Here is a 16,399-nt window from a genome sequence, read left to right as displayed (position 1 = left end):
TGAGTGCTGGGCTTCTAATCGTGCGTCAGCACGAGGCCGCTGGTCGGCACCCCGGTGCCGGCCGTGACGATCACCTGGGACGCGCCCTCGACCTGGTTGACCGAGTCGCCGCGCAGCTGACGTACGGCTTCGGCGATGCCGTTCATGCCGTGGATGTAGGCCTCGCCCAGCTGTCCACCGTGGGTGTTGAGCGGGAGCGTGCCGCCGACCTCGAGCGCACCTTCTTGGCGCACAAAGTCTTTCGCCTCACCACGACCGCAGAATCCCAGCTCTTCCAACTGCATCAACGTGTAGGGGGTGAAGTGGTCGTACAACACGGCCATGTCCATGTCGGCCGGCGACAGGCCCGACTGCTCCCACAGCTGCCGACCGACCAGACCCATCTCCGGCAGGCCCGCAAGCTCCGGCCGGTAGTAGCTGGTCATGATGTATTGGTCGGTGCCGCTGCCGGACGCCGCACCCGCGATGATCGCCGGCTTCTGCGGCAGGTCCTTGGCGCGCTCGGCCGACACGACCACGATCGCCTGTCCGCCATCGGATTCCTGGCAGCAATCGAGCAGATGCAGTGGCTCGGCGATGTACCGCGATGCCTGATGCTGCTCCAGGGTGATCGGCTTGCCGTGGAAGAACGCCTTCGGGTTCACCGCGGCATGCTTGCGGTCGACCACCGATATGCGACCGAAATCCTCACTGGTGGCGCCGTATTCGTGCATGTAGCGCTGCGCGACCATCGCGACGAACGCGGCCGGCGTGGACAGCCCATGCGGATAGGTGAACGCGTTGTCGGTGCCCGACGAGGTCGCCTGGTTGGCCACCGCCGCGCTCACCTGACCGAACCGGTTGCCCGACCGCTCGTTGAACGCCCGGTAGGCGACGACGACGTCGGCGACACCGGTCGCGACCGCCATCGCGGCCTGCTGCACGGTGGAACACGCGGCGCCGCCGCCGTAGTGCACCTGCGAGTAGTACTTCAGCTCGCCGATGCCCGCCGCGCGCGACACCGCGATCTCCATGTTGGTGTCCATGGTGAAGGTCACCAGGCCGTCGACATCCGACGGCTGCAGACCCGCGTCGGCGATCGCCGCGGTCACGGCCTCGGCCGCGAGCCGCAGTTCGCTGCGCCCGGAATCCTTGGAGAAGTCGGTGGCGCCGATGCCGACGATCGCCGCCTTCCTGCTCAGTCCGCTCACTTGACCGTCCGATCCAGAATCAGTTCCACCGTGGAGACGATGTGCTTGCCGAGGCTGTCGGTGCCCGTCACCGACACCGAAACCCGCTGTCCGTCAACGGCGGTCACCTCGCCGGCGAGGGTCAGGGTGTCGTAGGCGTACCACGGCACACCGAGGCGCAGCTTGATCGAGGTGATCTGGGCCCGCTGGCCGGCCCAGTCGGTGATGAATCGCTGCACCAGCCCGGTGTCGGTCAGGATGTTGGCGAAGATGTCCTTCGAGCCGCGCTGCACCGCCAGATCACGGTCATGGTGCACATCCTGAAAGTCCCTGGTGGCCAACGCCGCCGAGACGATGAACGTCGGCGTGCCCTCAATCACCAGCTCCGGCAGCTTGTCTCCCACCGCAACGGCCGGCGGAGTCGCCGGGACCGTCTTGGCGACGATTGCGCCCGTCATTTGTCCCCCTCGATTCCCTTGCTCTCATCAATGCGCTGCCAGGCGTACAGGGACCAGGCGTCACCGCGGGAATCGGCCGGGAAGTCCAGGAATTCGACCTGCACCCGCTGCCCGATGGCGACGGTCGACGGATCGACGCCGCGCAGTTCGCCCAGCATCCGGACGCCCGGCCCCGCGGAGCGAAGGGAGGCGTCCAAGTCCAGCTCGACGAGCGCGATGACGAACGGCAACGACCGGCCCGGCACCTGCGGCGCGTGATGCACCACGAAGCTGTAGACCGTTCCCGTGCCGGCGGCCAGGATGTAGTCGGTCTGCTCGGTCTTGTCCTTCCACAGCGCCGGCACCGGCGGGTGCTGCAGGCTGCCGTCCTCGCGCTGCTGGATGCGCAGCTCGTGCGCGGCGACACCCTCCCAGAAGAAGGCGCTGTCGCGGGAGCTGTTGGGCCGCATCATCTTCGACGGATCGAGATCGTCGTATGACGTGGCCGGATCCGGCTGCGCCGCCGCGGTCTTCGGCGCGAACTTCAGCATCCGGAAGTCCATCTCGGCGACCACCTCGGTGCCGACCGACCAGGTGTTGCGGATGGTGAAGAACCAGCCCTCGCCCAGCCCCGTCGTCTTGGGGCCGGTGAGCTCGGTGAGCGCCGAAGAGATCGACACCTCTTCGCCCGGGGTCGTGTAGCGGTGGTAGGTGGTGTCACAGTTGGTGGCCACCACCGAGGTGTAGCCGGCGTCGTCGAGCAGCTCGAAGATCTGCGACGTCGGGTCGTCGTCGGCGCGCTCGCCGTGCAGGCCGCGCATCGTCCACACCTGGGTCATCGCCGGGGGCGACACGACGCCGTCGAATCCCGCTGCGCGGGCGGCGTTCTCGTCGACGTAGATCGGGTTCCCATCCCCCATCGCCTCGACCCAGTTGTTGATCATCGGTTGGTTGATGGGATCGCGGCCGTCGATCGGCGCGCTGGCGCCCAGCGCCTTGATCTTCTCGGCGGCTGCGACCAGCTCGTCGGTGCTCAGCGTCATCGCTTCCCTCTCGGCAGCCCAAGCCCGGCCTGGGCGATCATTTCCCGCATCACCTCGTTGACGCCGCCGCCGAACGTGATGACCACGTTGCGCTTGGCCTGCGCGTCGAACCAGTCGACCAGCTCCGCGGTGTACGGATCGCTGAGATCGCCGTAGCGGCCGATCATTTCGTCGACCAGCCGATGGGCCCGCTGCACCCGCTCGGTGGAGAACACCTTGGTCGCGGCGGCATCGGCCATCGAGATGTCGTCGCCGGACGAGGCGACCTGCCAGTTGAGCAATTCGTTCATCCGCACGTAGCCGGTGATCTCGGCGATCGCGCGGCGGACGTCGGTGTGCTTGATCGGCGGCACACCGTCGACCCCCGGCCGCTGCGCCCACTCGGTGACATGCGCCAGCAAACCGTCGCCGCGGCCCGCCGGCCCCAGCATCACGCGCTCGTGGTTGAGCTGCGTGGTGATCAGCTTCCAGCCGTCGTTCTCGCCGCTGACGACCATGTCGACCGGCACCCGCACGTCGTTGTAATACGTCGCGTTGACGTGGTGCGCTCCGTCGGCGGTGATGATCGGTGTCCAGCTGTAGCCCGGATCCTTGGTGTCGACGATGAGGATCGAGATGCCCTTGTGCTTGGGCACATCTTTGTCGGTGCGGCAGGCGAGCCAGACGTAGTCGGCATCGTGGCCGCCGGTGGTGAAGATCTTCTGGCCGTTGACGATGTACTCGTCGCCCTCACGGACCGCGGTGGTGGTGAGCGAGGCCAGGTCGGTGCCGGCGTCCGGCTCGGTGTAGCCGATCGCGAAGTGCACCTCGCCCGCCAGGATCGCCGGCAGGAACTTGTCCTTCTGCGCCTGCGAGCCGTAGCGCTGCAGGGTCGGGCCGACGGTCTGCAGCGTTACCGACGGCAGCGGCACGTCGGCGCGGGCCGCCTCGTTGACGAAGATCTGCTGCTCCATCTGACCGAAGCCCTTGCCGCCGTACTCCTTCGGCCAGCCGACGCCGAGCCAGCCGTCCTTGCCCATCTGGCGGATGACCTTGCGGTAGGCCGAACCGTGCCGCTGGGTGAGCATCGTCTTGGCGTCGTCGGGCGACACCAGGCCGGCGAAGTATTCGCGCAGTTCGGCTTTGAGCGCCTGCTGCTCGGGAGTGAGGTCGATGTACATGCCTAGGCTCCCAACTCGAGTGCGTCGCTGTACCGGTCGAGGCTCGCGGTCGGCCCGCCGACGAGGCGGGTCAGGTCCTTGGCCACCGAGTAGTACCGGTGCAACGGATAGGTGATGTCCACGCCGACGCCGCCATGCAGGTGGGTGAGCGTGCGCATGGCCGTCGGCAGTTCCTGCGCCAGCCAGTAACTCGCGAGCGTCAGGTCCGGCGTCGCGTCGAGGCCGCCGGCGAGCCGCCAGGACGCGGAGACCGCGGCCAGATGCAGTGCGCGGGCGACCACGTAGATGTCGGCGATCTGCTGCTGCACGGCCTGGAAGGTGCCGAGCGGCTTGCCGAACTGTTCGCGTTCGGTCACATGTTTGGCGGCGAGCTTCGTGGCGCCGTTGATCAGTCCGTCGGCATAGGCGGCGATGCCCAGCAGGTAGTGATCGGCGAGTGCGCGGCGGGCATCCGACAGCACCGTCAGCGCGGGTGCGTTGTCGAACCGCACCGTGTACTCGCCCCAGCGCGAGGACGACGTCGTCCGCTCGATGCTCACCCCCGCCGCGTCGGCGGCGACCACCGCGACCCCGGCGGCGGTGTCGACGAGCAGCAGCGCGGCGGTATCGGCGTGCAGCACACCGGTTTTGACGCCGGTGACGGCACCGTCGGCGACCGTCGTCTGCGGCGCGGCGGGCAGCGGCGACGCCGGCTCGTTGATGGCCACCGCCAGGTGACCTCCGGATGCCAGCTGCTCGCTGAACTGCGCGATGACATCGGGTGCCGACTGCGCCAGCAGCGGGAGCGCCGCGAGCCCGATCACCGGCGCCACGCCGCCGGCCGCCCCGACCGCGGTCAGCAGCGGCAACAAGCCGTCCACCCCGACGTCGTCGCCGCCCGCCGACTCCGGCAGGGCCAGCGCCGCGAGGCCGTTCTCGGCGATGGCCGACCAGAGCGCCGACTCGAAGCCACCGGCGTCGGGGAATCGCGACTCCCACTCCGGCTGATGCCTGGCGACGATGTTGTCGATCACGTCGCCTACGGCAACTGCCGTGGCGTCAGGGCTGAAGTCCACTATGCCTCCCGAAAAATGAGAATTAGAACCTGTTCTAGTTGTAGCAGAGATCACCCCGACGCACTACGGCGGATCCAGCTCACCGGACCACCGCCGAATGCACCCCGACGTTCGCCCGTACGGCGGCTAGCGCGGGAGCCCGAGGAGTCGCTCGGCGGCCGCCGTCGCCAGGATCTGCGTGGTGCCGCCGGCGATCGACAGGCAGCGATTGCGCAGGAAGAGCTCCGAGAGCCACCCCGCGGTCAGCGCGTCCGGACCGAGCAGGTCCAGCGCCACCTCCGGGACCGCCTGTCGGTGCCGCACACCGATCAGCTTGCGCACGCTCGACGCCGCGCCCGGGTCGCGGCCCTCCAGCTGGCTGAGCACGGACCGGAAGTCCAGCACGTGACCGATCTGCGCCTGGCCGATCAGCTCGCCGATCGCCGTCCGGCCGCGCTCGCCGACATCCTTGCCCTCGACCGAGTCCAGCAGCGCCCGCATCTCTTCGCCCATCGCCGAGCCGCCCATCGCGACCCGCTCGTTGGCCAGGGTGGTCCGCGCCAGGCGCCAGCCGTTGTTGATCTCGCCGACGACGCACTCGTCCGGTACGAAGACGTCGTCCAGGAAGACCTCGTTGAACATCGCGCGACCGGTGATCTCCCGCAAGGGGCGGATGTCGATGCCGGCCGAGCGCATGTCGACCAGGAAGTAGGTGATGCCCTTGTGCTTCGGGACGTCGGCGTCGGTGCGGGCCAGGCAGATAGCCCAGTCGGCCTCGCGCGCGAGCGACGTCCACACCTTCTGCCCGCTGAGCGACCAGCCGCCGTCGACCTTGGTGGCCTTGGTGCGCAGCGATGCGAGATCCGATCCGGCGCCCGGCTCGGAGAACAGCTGGCACCAGTTGATCTCGCCGAGCAGCGACGGGCTGACGAACCGGTCGCGCTGCGCGTCGGTGCCGTGCTCGACGATGGTCGGGACCGCCCAGCCGGCGATCTTGATGTCCGGCCGCTGCACGTTCGCGGCGTCGAGCTCCTCGTCGATCAGCACCTGCAGCGCCGGGCTGGCGCCGAGCCCGTGCGGCGGCGCCCAGTGCGGGACCAGGTAGCCGGCCTCGGCCAGCGCGCGTCGCCGATCGTCGGCGCCCGCGATCTGCTTGACGGTCAGCCGCACCTGCTCGCGCTGATCCTCGACCGCCGACAAGTCCAGGCGCAGCGAGCGCGCCACGCCGTCGCCGTGCAACTCCACGACCCGGCGATGCCAGCCCGACGGGCTGCCCAGCTGGGTGCGGATCGACAGCGCCCGGCGCAGGTACAGGTGGGCGTCGTGCTCGAAGGTGAAGCCGATGCCGCCGAGAATCTGAATGCAGTCCTTGGCATTGTCGACCACCATGTCGGCGATCTGGCCGGCGGTCACCGCCGCACTGATCTCGATCTGGTTCTCGTCCGAGTCATCGATCGCGGTCGCCAGGTCCCAGGCCGCGGCGGCGATCTGCTCACTGCGACAGAGCATTTCGGCGCAGATGTGCTTGACGGCCTGGAAGCTGCCGATCGCCGCGCCGAACTGTTCGCGCACCTTGGCGTATTCGACCGCGGTATCCAGCGTCCAGGCGGCGACACCTGCGGCATCGGCGGCCAGCGCCGCGATGATCTGGGCCCGTACGTAGGCCCCCGGCAGATGCAGGACGTGCTGCAGATCGATCACGCAGCCGCGCAGCGCGACCCGCGCGAGCGGCATCGAGAAGTCCACCGGATCAACGCTTTCGGCCTCGATTCCGGGCAGCTCCGGATCCAGGACGACCCATCGCACGGCGTCGGCGACCAGGACCGGCGCCAGGATCGCCGAGCCCGCGGAGTAGCCGGGCACCAGCCCCAGATCGCCGTCGACAGTCAACGTGCCCTTGGTCTCCTCGACCGCGGTGGGCACCTCGGCCCCGGAGAACACCGCGGTGGCCACCGCGCACGCGACCTCCCCGCCGGCGAGACGCTCGAGCAGGGGGTCATTGTCGTGTGCGGTCGAGGTCGCCAGCGCCAACGCCGCGACCGCGGTACCCGCGACCGGACCCGGCACCAGCGAACGTCCGCATTCCTCGAGCATCGCGGCGAGATCCACGAACCCGGCGTCGGCGCCGCCGCGGTCCTCGGGCAACGCCGCGGCGAACACGCCGAGATCGGCGAGCTTGCGCAGTGACTCGCGCCACGCGTCGCGTCCGGAGGGCTCCTCGGCCGACCGGATGACCTCGATGACCGACGCGCTGGCGGCCCACTGCCGAATCGCGTCGTTGACGGCGATCTGTTCTTCGGTCGTGGCGATTGTCACCGCATTCTCCTGACGGTTGTGCTGTCACATAGAAGTAGAACCTGTTCTAATTGTGACAGGCGCACGTGCGTTGTGGCGAAACACCCGCGTTTTCGCAACACCACCTGGCCGCCGCAAAGAACTATCGTTGACAACCGACACCGGGTGACGACCCGGCCGACATGTGAGGAACACCCGCCGATGTCCACGCCCGCAAAGACCAGCGACAGCTCCGACGCCCCCGGCGCCGCGCCTGCTCGCGGGGGCGATTCGGACGTCGACCTCGGATCGGCCGCCCAGCGCGAACGCCGCCGGCGCATCCTCGACGCCACCCTGGCGCTGGCATCCAAGGGCGGCTACGACGCCGTGCAGATGCGCGCGGTCGCCGAGAAGGCCGATGTCGCGGTGGGCACGCTGTACCGCTACTTCCCGTCGAAGGTCCATCTGCTCGTCACCGCCCTGGGCCGCGAGCTGGAGAAGGTGCGCCAGCGCGCCGACAAGACCCGGCTGCACGGCGAGACCCCCCTCGAACGGCTGCGGCACGTGCTGGAGATGATCACCGTCGGCATGCAGCGCGATCCCCTGCTGACCGAGGCGATGACCCGCGCCTTCATGTTCGCCGACGCGTCGGCGTCCGCCGAGGTCGAGCGGGTCGGCGGCATCATCGACTACCTGCTCGCGAATGCCATGGTCGAGGGCGAGCCGACCGACATCGACCTCAAGATCGCCCGCGTCATCTCGGACGTCTGGATGTCGAACCTGGTCAACTGGCTCACCCGGCGGGCGTCCGCCAACGACGTCTCCGACCGCCTCGAGCTCACGATCCAGTTGCTGCTCGCCGGCCGCGAGTCCGGCATCACCCTGGAAAGCATTCAATAGGACGACGCGCAGGATCCTGACGGGTGCGCGTCACCGGATAATGTGCGTATGCCCGGCGATGCCGACAGACCTCGCGTGTCCGCGGCGACCATCGTGCTACTGGTCGCGCAGGCCGGCGTATTCCTGCTGTCGCTCGCCGTCGATCTTGCACTCGCGATGGGCACCGACTCCTGCACCAGCAGCTGCGACAACGGCACCATCAACGTCGGATTGCAGCTTCCCCTCGTCGGCGGGATGGTCGCTCTCGTCGTCTCCATCGGTCTCTCGGTGCTGCTGATGGCGCGGCGACGACGGTCCTTCTGGATTCCGATCGTCGGCATCCTGATACAGGTCGCGCTGCTGGTGATCGGCGCAGGATTGATGGAGTCGGGGATGCACCTCACCGGCCGATCCTGATGCCCGCGGCCACACGACCGACGGGTCACGACCTGATCAGTAGGGGCGGAACCCGCGGAACTTCTTCTGGTACGACCACAGCTGCCGAGCACCGACCGCCCGCGGCCACTCGTCGGTCCGGAAATACGCATCCGAGCCGCCATCGACGAAAATGACGCTGCCGCATAGGAAATTCGCGGCGTCCGACAGCATGAACAGCACCCAGTCGGCCAGCTGACCCGCGTCGCCGAAGCCGCCGATCGGCACCGGGAACCGGCGGACCATCTTGCCCTCGTTGGGGTTGTCCAGCTGCTGCTGCAGCAGCGGTGTCATGATCGCGCCCGGGGCCAGCGCGTTCAGCCGGATGCCGGCGCCCGCCCAGTCCCGGCTGACCGCGGTCGCCCGCACCCACTGGCTGATGGCGATCTTCGATGCGGCATACATCAGCGCGTTCGCCCCGCGGCCGAACAGCTTCAAGGATTTCACCGCCTTGCCGGCGTCCTTGGCACGCAGCGCCCGAATGGTGCGCCGCGGCACCATCGGCGTGGAGGTGGTCGAATTGCTGGAGAACACAACGGCTTTCGCCGAGCCACCGGCCGCCAGCGCCGGTCGCCACGCCTCCAGCAGTTCGACGACGCCCAGGTAGTTCACCTGGGCCAGGAGGTTGACCCGCTCCTTGCCACCGGCCGGGCCGAGGCCCGCGGCCATCACCGCACCGTCCAGCCGTCCGTCGGCCAGCTGCAGAACCTTGCGGGCGGCCTCCCGGCGACCGGCCGCGATCGACAGGTCGGCGATGACGTCGGCCTCCCTGAGATCGACGCCAATGACCCGATGTCCTTGGGCGACAAGCTTGTCGGCGACCTCGCGCCCCATTCCGGACGCCGATCCCGTCACTGCGTACACGCCCATCGCGGTCACTCCCGTCGTTCACCGTTGATCCCCGCCCGACGCTACACAGCACCGGCGGCGTCTCCGGCGGGTGTACCGCCTCCCGGGACAAACGATTCCGCGAATGCAAGAGGGGCGCGGATCCGATCGGATCCGCGCCCCTGTTGTCAGCGATTCGCTAGGAGCTCTCGCCCTCGCCGCCGACGGCCAGCTCGACCGGCGAGTCCGGCAGCTTGGCGGCCTCTTCACCCCGGAAGGTGAACTTGGCGTCCGAGCCGTCGTCCTCGCCGTCCCAGCCCTCGACGTCGACCAGCACGATCTGGCCGGCGGTCAGCTCGCCGAACAGGATCTTCTCCGACAGCTGGTCCTCGATCTCGCGCTGAATGGTGCGTCGCAGCGGACGCGCACCCAGCACCGGATCGAAGCCGCGACGGCTCAGCAGCTTCTTGGCCTTGTCGGTCAGTTCGAGCTGCATGTCCTTGTTCTTCAGCTGCTTCTCGACCCGAGCGATCATCAGATCGACCATCTCGATGATCTGCTGCTCGGTGAGCTGGTGGAACACGATCACGTCGTCGATACGGTTCAGGAACTCCGGGCGGAAGTGCTTCTTCAGCTCATCGTTGACCTTCAGCTTCATCCGCTCGTAGTTGGACTTGCTGTCCTGACCGGAGGTGAAGCCGAGCCCGACCGCCTTCGAGATGTCGGAGGTGCCCAGGTTCGAGGTGAAGATCAGCACGGTGTTCTTGAAGTCGACCGTGCGACCCTGACCGTCGGTGAGCCGGCCGTCCTCGAGGACCTGCAACAGGGTGTTGTAGATCTCCGAGTGCGCCTTCTCGATCTCGTCGAACAGGACGACGGAGAACGGCTTGCGGCGCACCTTCTCGGTGAGCTGGCCGCCCTCTTCGTAGCCGACGTACCCGGGAGGGGCACCGAACAGCCGCGACGCGGTGAACCGGTCGTGGAACTCGCCCATGTCGATCTGGATGAGCGCGTCGTCCTCGCCGAACAGGAAGTTCGCCAGCGCCTTGGACAGCTCGGTCTTACCGACACCGGACGGGCCGGCGAAGATGAACGAGCCCGACGGGCGCTTCGGATCCTTCAGGCCGGCACGGGTGCGCCGGATCGCCTTCGAGACCGCCTTGACGGCGTCCTCCTGGCCGATGATCCGCTTGTGCAGCTCCTCCTCCATGCGCAGCAGCCGAGTGGTCTCCTCCTCGGTCAGCTTGAACACGGGGATGCCGGTCCAGTTGCCCAGGACCTCGGCGATCTGCTCGTCGTCGACCTCGGCCACGACGTCCATATCGCCACTGCGCCACTGCTTTTCACGCTCGGCGCGCTGGCTGATCAGCTGCTTCTCTTCGTTGCGCAGGCTCGCGGCCTTCTCGAAGTCCTGCGCGTCGATCGCGGATTCCTTCTCCTTGCGGGCCTCGGCGATCTTGTCGTCGAACTCGCGCAGATCCGGCGGCGCCGTCATCCGGCGGATGCGCATGCGCGCGCCCGCCTCGTCGATGAGGTCGATCGCCTTGTCCGGCAGGAACCGGTCATTGATGTAGCGGTCGGCCAGCGTGGCCGCCGCGACCAGCGCGCCGTCGGTGATGGACACACCGTGGTGCGACTCGTAGCGATCGCGCAGTCCCTTGAGGATCTCGATCGTGTGCTCGACCGTCGGCTCGCCCACCTGGACCGGCTGGAAACGACGCTCCAGCGCGGCATCCTTCTCGATGTACTTGCGGTACTCGTCGAGCGTGGTGGCGCCGATGGTCTGCAGCTCGCCACGGGCCAGCTTCGGCTTCAGGATCGACGCGGCGTCGATCGCACCCTCGGCGGCACCCGCGCCGACGAGCGTGTGCAGCTCGTCGATGAACAGGATGATGTCGCCGCGGGTGTTGATCTCCTTGAGGACCTTCTTCAGACGTTCCTCGAAGTCACCGCGGTAGCGGCTGCCTGCCACCAGCGACCCGAGGTCGAGGGTGTACAGCTGCTTGTCCTTGAGCGTCTCCGGCACATTGCCGCTGACGATCGCCTGGGCCAGGCCCTCGACGACGGCGGTCTTGCCGACGCCGGGCTCGCCGATCAGCACCGGGTTGTTCTTGGTGCGACGGCTCAGCACCTGCATGACCCGCTCGATCTCTTTTTCCCGGCCGATGACCGGGTCGAGTTTGCCCTCGCCCGCGGCCGCGGTCAGGTTGCGACCGAATTGGTCCAGGACCAGCGATGTCGACGGAGTGCCCGACTCCGAGCTGCGCCCGCCGGTGCCGGCCTCCTGCGGCTCCTTGCCCTGGTAGCCCGACAGCAGCTGGATGACCTGCTGACGCACCCGGTTGAGGTCGGCGCCCAGCTTCACCAGGACCTGGGCGGCGACGCCCTCGCCCTCGCGGATCAGGCCGAGCAGGATGTGCTCGGTGCCGATGTAGTTGTGGCCCAGCTGCAGTGCCTCGCGCAGCGAGAGCTCGAGCACCTTCTTGGCGCGCGGGGTGAACGGGATATGCCCGGACGGCGCCTGTTGCCCCTGTCCGATGATCTCCTCGACCTGGCTGCGCACACCTTCCAGCGAGATGCCCAGCGACTCGAGCGACTTGGCGGCGACACCCTCGCCCTCGTGGATCAGGCCGAGCAGGATGTGCTCAGTACCGATGTAATTGTGGTTGAGCATCCGGGCCTCTTCTTGGGCCAGGACGACAACGCGGCGAGCGCGATCGGTGAACCTTTCGAACATCACCTCTCCTTGCTTTCGTAGCTGAAGCTGCTCCGCGGCGGGTGTCCGAATTGCACCCGACGCGGAAGGCTTGTCTCCACTCTAGTGGCCGCAGGTCAGCACCACTGACCAACGTTGTGGTTCATCGGTCGGCAAGCCACTGTTCCCTTGACTGTAGGGACTAACGTCGCAGACCACGCCGGTGTTTCATACCCGGTTGCGCCGTCAGCGAACTCCCACGATCACCGTGATCGGAGCTGCGGGCCCCGGCGGTGCCCGGTCGAATCGGTTCGGCGCTAGTGCAGCCGGCCCTCGTGAACGGCGCGGTCGAAGGCCGGAACCGCACCTCGCCGGAGCGTCGATGCGAGTGCCGGATCGGCCAGATGCAGCCGGCCGATCGCGATGAGGTCGATCTCCCCGCTGTCGAGCAGCCGATGCACATTGTCGATCGGGGCCGATTCGACCACGCGGTCCTCCCGCGTCGGCTTGGTCAGGCCGACGCTGCCGACGGCCATGCTGATCGCGCCCGTCAATTCCTTCGCCCAACCCGCCAGGGTCAGCGGGCTCCCGTCGAACGCCGGCTGATCGAACCGGCGGCAGCTGGCGTCGAAGACGTCGACACCCGCATCGGCCAGCGCGCGCAGGATCACCCCGAGCTCCTCGGGCGTATCGGCGACCCGGGCCCCGAAGTCCTGCTGCTTGTGCTGCGAGAAGCGGTAGAAGATCGGCAGCTCGTCCCCGATCTCGCGGCGGATCGCCCGGACCACCGCGGCCGGGAACCGAGTACGCCGCTCCAGATCGCCGCCCCACTGGTCGTCGCGACGATTGGTCTCGGCCCACAGGAACGCATCCAGCAGATAGCCGTGCCCGGCGTGGATCGCGATGCCGTCGAAACCGGCCGCGACCGCGTTGCGCGCCGATCGCACGTAGGCCGCCACCACCGCATCCAGGTCGGCATCCGTCATCGCGGCCGTCGGCGTCGCACTGGCATCGAGGTAGTCCTGCGGGTACACCGTCACCCCCGGCCGACCCCACAGCCCGGACGGACGCATCGGCACCACATCCGGATCGACGTCGGCCATCGCGCCCCACAGCGGACCCACATGCCACAGCTGCGGGACGATCCGGCCACCGGCCGCATGCACCTCGTCGACCACATGCCGCCAACCGGCCAACGCCGCGTCACCGTGCAGCCGCGGGACGGCAGGGCTGTCGACGGCACTCGGATGATCGATCGCCACGCCCTCGGTCACGATCAGCCCGGTGCCGCCGGCCGCACGTCGCCGGTAGTAGGCGGCGACATCGGCGCCCGGGACGCCACCCGGCGAATGCTGCCGGGTCATCGGCGACATCACGATGCGGTTGGGCAGCTCCAGCGACCGGACCCGAAGCGGCGAGAAGAGCGTGCTCACAGCAGAATCCGTCACAGCGGCGCCAGAAAGTCGAAGAATCCGGGCGTGCGGTCTTCCCGCAGCCGCGTCAGCCGGCGATAACTGATCAACCAGCGACCGTCGACCAGCTCGTATTCCTCGTGGTAGTGGCCATAGCCGTGCAGATGCTCTTCGTGGTCGCCGTTGGTCCACCAGAGCTTGTCCTCCATCGACCAGATCCCCTTCGCCGTCGTGTCGGAGGTGAGCTCGATCTCCGGGCAATGCCCGTGATGCACCGTGGTGACGACGGTCGGGCCGCCGAGCAGCGTGCTGATCGCCTTCGTCAGCTTGTCGCGGCCGACGACCCGGTTCGACGTCTCGCCGGTCTGCGGCTGCTTGTCGTCGGGCAGGCCGCCCCAGGTCTCCGACACCACGTTCTCGGTGTGCAGCGTCGGATAGATATGCCATTGCTTGTTATCCATACAGCGCAGTCGAGCGGCGAAGGTGCGCTTGATCTCCTCGATGGCGAGGAGTTGCTCGGCGGCGGTCAGCGAGATATCGGAAGCCATTTTTCGACTATCCGGCCGCCCGACCGGGACCACAAGGACCGAATCCCGGTGAGCAGACAGGGCGTTGGCAGCATCGCCTTGCGGGGATCCGCGATGGACGGGCGCGCCGGCATCCGGGTGGACGTCCACGCCCGACCGATCGCAATAGTCCCGTTTGCCGCGATCGCCCCATCGCTGGGGTTGAATAGCTCATGTCCTCCGCCCATCCCGGCCCCTACGAGGTCGAGCCCCGGCCCCGGCGCCCGGCGACGCCGACCCTGCCGGCGATCGCACTGCTCGTCGGCAGCGGCCTGGGCGCCTACGGATTCGGCACGTCCGCATACTCCAGTGCCCCCTCGGTCGCCACGATTGTCGGCTTCCTGCTCGCGATCATCGGACTCATCAGCTGGCTGATCGCGATGGCGCCCTGGCCGATCGATCTCAACGGGCATCAGGGGTTGGCGCTCTTCGGGATTCCGGCCGGACTGGGACTCGCGGCGGCCGTCGAACGGGACGACCTCAACGATGATTTCCGCATCGCGGCGGCGGTCCTCGCCGGTTCGGGTGCGGTCTGCTTGCTCATCGGCGTGCTGCTGCCGCTGCGACGCCGCAAGCGCTACCTGCGCGATCTGCAGCTGATGGCCGACGGGGATCCGCGGCCGGCGACCGCGATCGAGACGGGCCTGGGCCCCTGGGACTGGGAAGAGGCGAGCAACGTCATCACCTGGGTGACATTCCAGTTCACCGGCGCCGACGGGACGGCCTACCGGCTGAACCGGATCGTCTCGATACCGGGCCGGGCGCCACTGGCGGACGGCCACGAGACCGTGGTGTGGCACGACCCAGCGCATCCCGCCGATCCCAAACGGATGGTCATCGCCATGCATCACGCCCTGCGCTGGAACGTGCCGCTGCCCACTGCCCAGATACCCGAATCACAGCCGCCGGCGATCAGCAGCTGACGCTCAGCGCGCGACCATCCCGTCGACCAGCTGCCGCACGATCGCGCGCATCTCGGCGCGCGCGGTGTCCGGATCGGCCGCCGATGCGATGTACAGGGCCGCCTCGTCCACCGCGCCGATCAGCACATGCGCGAGCGGCCGCACCGGCTGCTCGCGGATCGCTCCCACGGCCATCGCGCCGGCCAGCATCTGCTCGGTCATCCCCAGCGTGTACTTGACGCCCAGCTCCCGCCAGCGCGCCCAGCCGAGCGCCGCGGGTGCCTCGATGAGCACGATCCGATGCACCTCGGGCTCGGCGGAGATGTCGAACCAGGCGTCGACCGCGGCGACGATCGCGGCCATCGGTTCGGTGACGCCGGCCGCGGCGACGATCTCCACCATGCGGGCGGTGACCTCCTGCTCGACCTCGTCGAACACCGCTGCGAAGAGCTCGGTCTTGTCCTCGAACTGGTGATAGAGGGCACCGCGGGTGACCCCGGCTTCCGCCGCGATCGCCGGCGTGCCGACCGCCGCGAATCCATTGGCAGCGAACAGCTTTCTACCGGCCGACACCAGCGCCGCGCGCGTGGTGGCCGACCTTTCCGCTTGAGTGCGCCTATTGACTTCCATGCAGTGTGTATGTAACTTACGTACAGAGTGTTTGTAACTCAGTATCGCACCGGGGAAACCGACCGACCGGAGAACAACATGCAAGATATCGCCCTCCCACTGGCCACCATCGACTACCGGGTCGTGGGACCCGAAGACTCTCCCCATCCGCCCGTCGTCTTCATCCACGGAGTCCTGGTCGACGGCCATCTCTGGGATCGCACCGCCGACCTCCTCGCCGCCCGCGGCTACCGCTGCTACCAGCCGACGCTGCCGCTCGGCTCCCACACCAAGCCGGCCGACCCCATGCAGGAGCTGTCGCCGCAGACCCTGGCGCGGGCCATCAACGATTTCCTCGATGCGCTCGGCCTGCGCGACGTCACCCTCGTCGGCAACGATTCCGGCGGCGGAATCTGCCAATTCCTGGTCAACATCGACGATTCGCGGATCGGCCGACTGGTGCTGACCAACTGCGACACCTTCGACAAGTTCCCGCCGTTCCCGTTCAACATCATGTTCTCCTCGATGCGCGGCGATCGGACGATCAAAGCCTCGATCGCGGCGACGAAGCCCACCGCGATCCGGCAATCGGTGCTGGGCTTCGGCGCATTGACGCGCACCGCGGAGCCCGAACTGACGCGCAGCTGGATCGATCCAGCCTTGTCCGACAAAAGAATTCGACTCGACCTCGCCCGTCTCCTGCGTAACCTCAACGGGGCCGAACTCGATGACATGACACATCGGATGGCCGCGGACTTCGACAAGCCGCTCGTGCTGATCTGGGGCCAGGCAGACAAGGCCTTCAAGCCGGAGTACGCGCGGCGGCTGCACGAGATGATGCCCAATTCCACGCTGATCGAGGTTCCGGGCGTATCGACCTTCATTCCGCTCGACGATCCGGAGTCCGTCGCGAACGGGATCGCCGAGGTCACGGTGTCCGCCGGCTGACGCGAGCG

At 67.9% G+C, this 16,399-nt stretch carries 15 protein-coding genes; 4 read left to right on the top strand and 11 right to left on the bottom strand.

Annotated features, from left to right (window positions below; translation table 11 throughout):
* Positions 1–14: 14 nt before the first annotated feature.
* The 6 genes from G341_RS0106410 to G341_RS0106385 form a co-directional block, all read right to left on the bottom strand.
* Positions 15–1,190: a lipid-transfer protein gene (locus G341_RS0106410; RefSeq protein WP_018178287.1), complete on the bottom strand. Its 1,176-nt coding sequence runs from the start codon at positions 1,188–1,190 to the stop codon at positions 15–17.
* Positions 1,187–1,627 (bottom strand): MaoC family dehydratase, encoded by a 441-nt coding sequence (locus tag G341_RS0106405; protein ID WP_018178286.1) that lies wholly within the window; start codon positions 1,625–1,627, stop codon positions 1,187–1,189. Before G341_RS0106405 ends, G341_RS0106410 begins: the two co-directional genes overlap by 4 nt.
* On the bottom strand, positions 1,624–2,649 hold the full coding sequence (locus G341_RS0106400) for a bifunctional MaoC family dehydratase N-terminal/OB-fold nucleic acid binding domain-containing protein (protein WP_018178285.1): 1,026 nt from the start codon (positions 2,647–2,649) through the stop codon (positions 1,624–1,626). The genes G341_RS0106405 and G341_RS0106400 overlap by 4 nt, the downstream gene beginning before the upstream one ends.
* Positions 2,646–3,809: an acyl-CoA dehydrogenase family protein gene (locus G341_RS0106395; protein ID WP_018178284.1), complete on the bottom strand. Its 1,164-nt coding sequence runs from the start codon at positions 3,807–3,809 to the stop codon at positions 2,646–2,648. Before G341_RS0106395 ends, G341_RS0106400 begins: the two co-directional genes overlap by 4 nt.
* A gap of 2 nt (positions 3,810–3,811) precedes the next feature.
* Entirely contained in the window at positions 3,812–4,864 is a 1,053-nt protein-coding gene (locus G341_RS0106390; RefSeq protein WP_026303322.1) for an acyl-CoA dehydrogenase family protein, read from the bottom strand.
* A 126-nt stretch (positions 4,865–4,990) separates the two neighbouring features.
* Positions 4,991–7,159 carry an acyl-CoA dehydrogenase family protein gene (locus G341_RS0106385; RefSeq protein WP_018178282.1) on the bottom strand — a complete coding sequence of 723 codons (2,169 nt, stop codon included), beginning with the start codon at positions 7,157–7,159 and terminating at the stop codon, positions 4,991–4,993.
* Between the two features lie 180 nt (positions 7,160–7,339).
* Between G341_RS0106385 and kstR the strand changes: the two genes are divergently transcribed.
* Both kstR and G341_RS21235 read left to right on the top strand, forming a co-directional pair.
* Entirely contained in the window at positions 7,340–8,017 is a 678-nt protein-coding gene (gene kstR / locus G341_RS0106380; protein WP_018178281.1) for a cholesterol catabolism transcriptional regulator KstR, read from the top strand.
* A 75-nt stretch (positions 8,018–8,092) separates the two neighbouring features.
* Positions 8,093–8,413 carry a hypothetical protein gene (locus G341_RS21235; protein WP_018178280.1) on the top strand — a complete coding sequence of 107 codons (321 nt, stop codon included), beginning with the start codon at positions 8,093–8,095 and terminating at the stop codon, positions 8,411–8,413.
* A gap of 36 nt (positions 8,414–8,449) precedes the next feature.
* Here the strand turns inward: G341_RS21235 and G341_RS0106370 are convergent, their stop codons facing one another.
* The 4 genes from G341_RS0106370 to G341_RS0106355 all read right to left on the bottom strand — a co-directional run bounded on the left by G341_RS0106370 (position 8,450) and on the right by G341_RS0106355 (position 13,914).
* Complete coding sequence (locus G341_RS0106370; RefSeq protein ID WP_026303321.1) at positions 8,450–9,301, bottom strand: SDR family oxidoreductase; 852 nt, start codon at positions 9,299–9,301, stop codon at positions 8,450–8,452.
* 157 nt (positions 9,302–9,458) lie between these two features.
* Positions 9,459–11,996, bottom strand: coding sequence for an ATP-dependent Clp protease ATP-binding subunit (locus tag G341_RS0106365; RefSeq protein WP_018178278.1), 2,538 nt, complete (start codon positions 11,994–11,996; stop codon positions 9,459–9,461).
* 275 nt (positions 11,997–12,271) lie between these two features.
* Positions 12,272–13,387 (bottom strand): NADH:flavin oxidoreductase, encoded by a 1,116-nt coding sequence (locus tag G341_RS0106360; protein WP_018178277.1) that lies wholly within the window; start codon positions 13,385–13,387, stop codon positions 12,272–12,274.
* A gap of 11 nt (positions 13,388–13,398) precedes the next feature.
* Positions 13,399–13,914 (bottom strand): nuclear transport factor 2 family protein, encoded by a 516-nt coding sequence (locus G341_RS0106355; protein WP_018178276.1) that lies wholly within the window; start codon positions 13,912–13,914, stop codon positions 13,399–13,401.
* Between the two features lie 191 nt (positions 13,915–14,105).
* Between G341_RS0106355 and G341_RS0106350 the strand changes: the two genes are divergently transcribed.
* On the top strand, positions 14,106–14,855 hold the full coding sequence (locus tag G341_RS0106350; protein ID WP_018178275.1) for a hypothetical protein: 750 nt from the start codon (positions 14,106–14,108) through the stop codon (positions 14,853–14,855).
* Positions 14,856–14,858: 3 nt separating this feature from the next.
* Here the strand turns inward: G341_RS0106350 and G341_RS0106345 are convergent, their stop codons facing one another.
* Positions 14,859–15,464 carry a TetR/AcrR family transcriptional regulator gene (locus tag G341_RS0106345; protein ID WP_026303319.1) on the bottom strand — a complete coding sequence of 202 codons (606 nt, stop codon included), beginning with the start codon at positions 15,462–15,464 and terminating at the stop codon, positions 14,859–14,861.
* Positions 15,465–15,542: 78 nt separating this feature from the next.
* On the opposite strand from G341_RS0106345, the gene G341_RS0106340 reads away from it, so the two are divergent.
* Positions 15,543–16,391 carry an alpha/beta fold hydrolase gene (locus G341_RS0106340; protein WP_018178273.1) on the top strand — a complete coding sequence of 283 codons (849 nt, stop codon included), beginning with the start codon at positions 15,543–15,545 and terminating at the stop codon, positions 16,389–16,391.
* Positions 16,392–16,399 lie beyond the last annotated feature (8 nt).

Source organism: Jongsikchunia kroppenstedtii DSM 45133 (genome assembly GCF_000380485.1).
Lineage (GTDB): Bacteria > Actinomycetota > Actinomycetes > Mycobacteriales > Mycobacteriaceae > Jongsikchunia > Jongsikchunia kroppenstedtii.
Note: the sequence above shows the minus strand (reverse complement) of the source record. Positions and strands in the feature narration are given on the sequence as shown.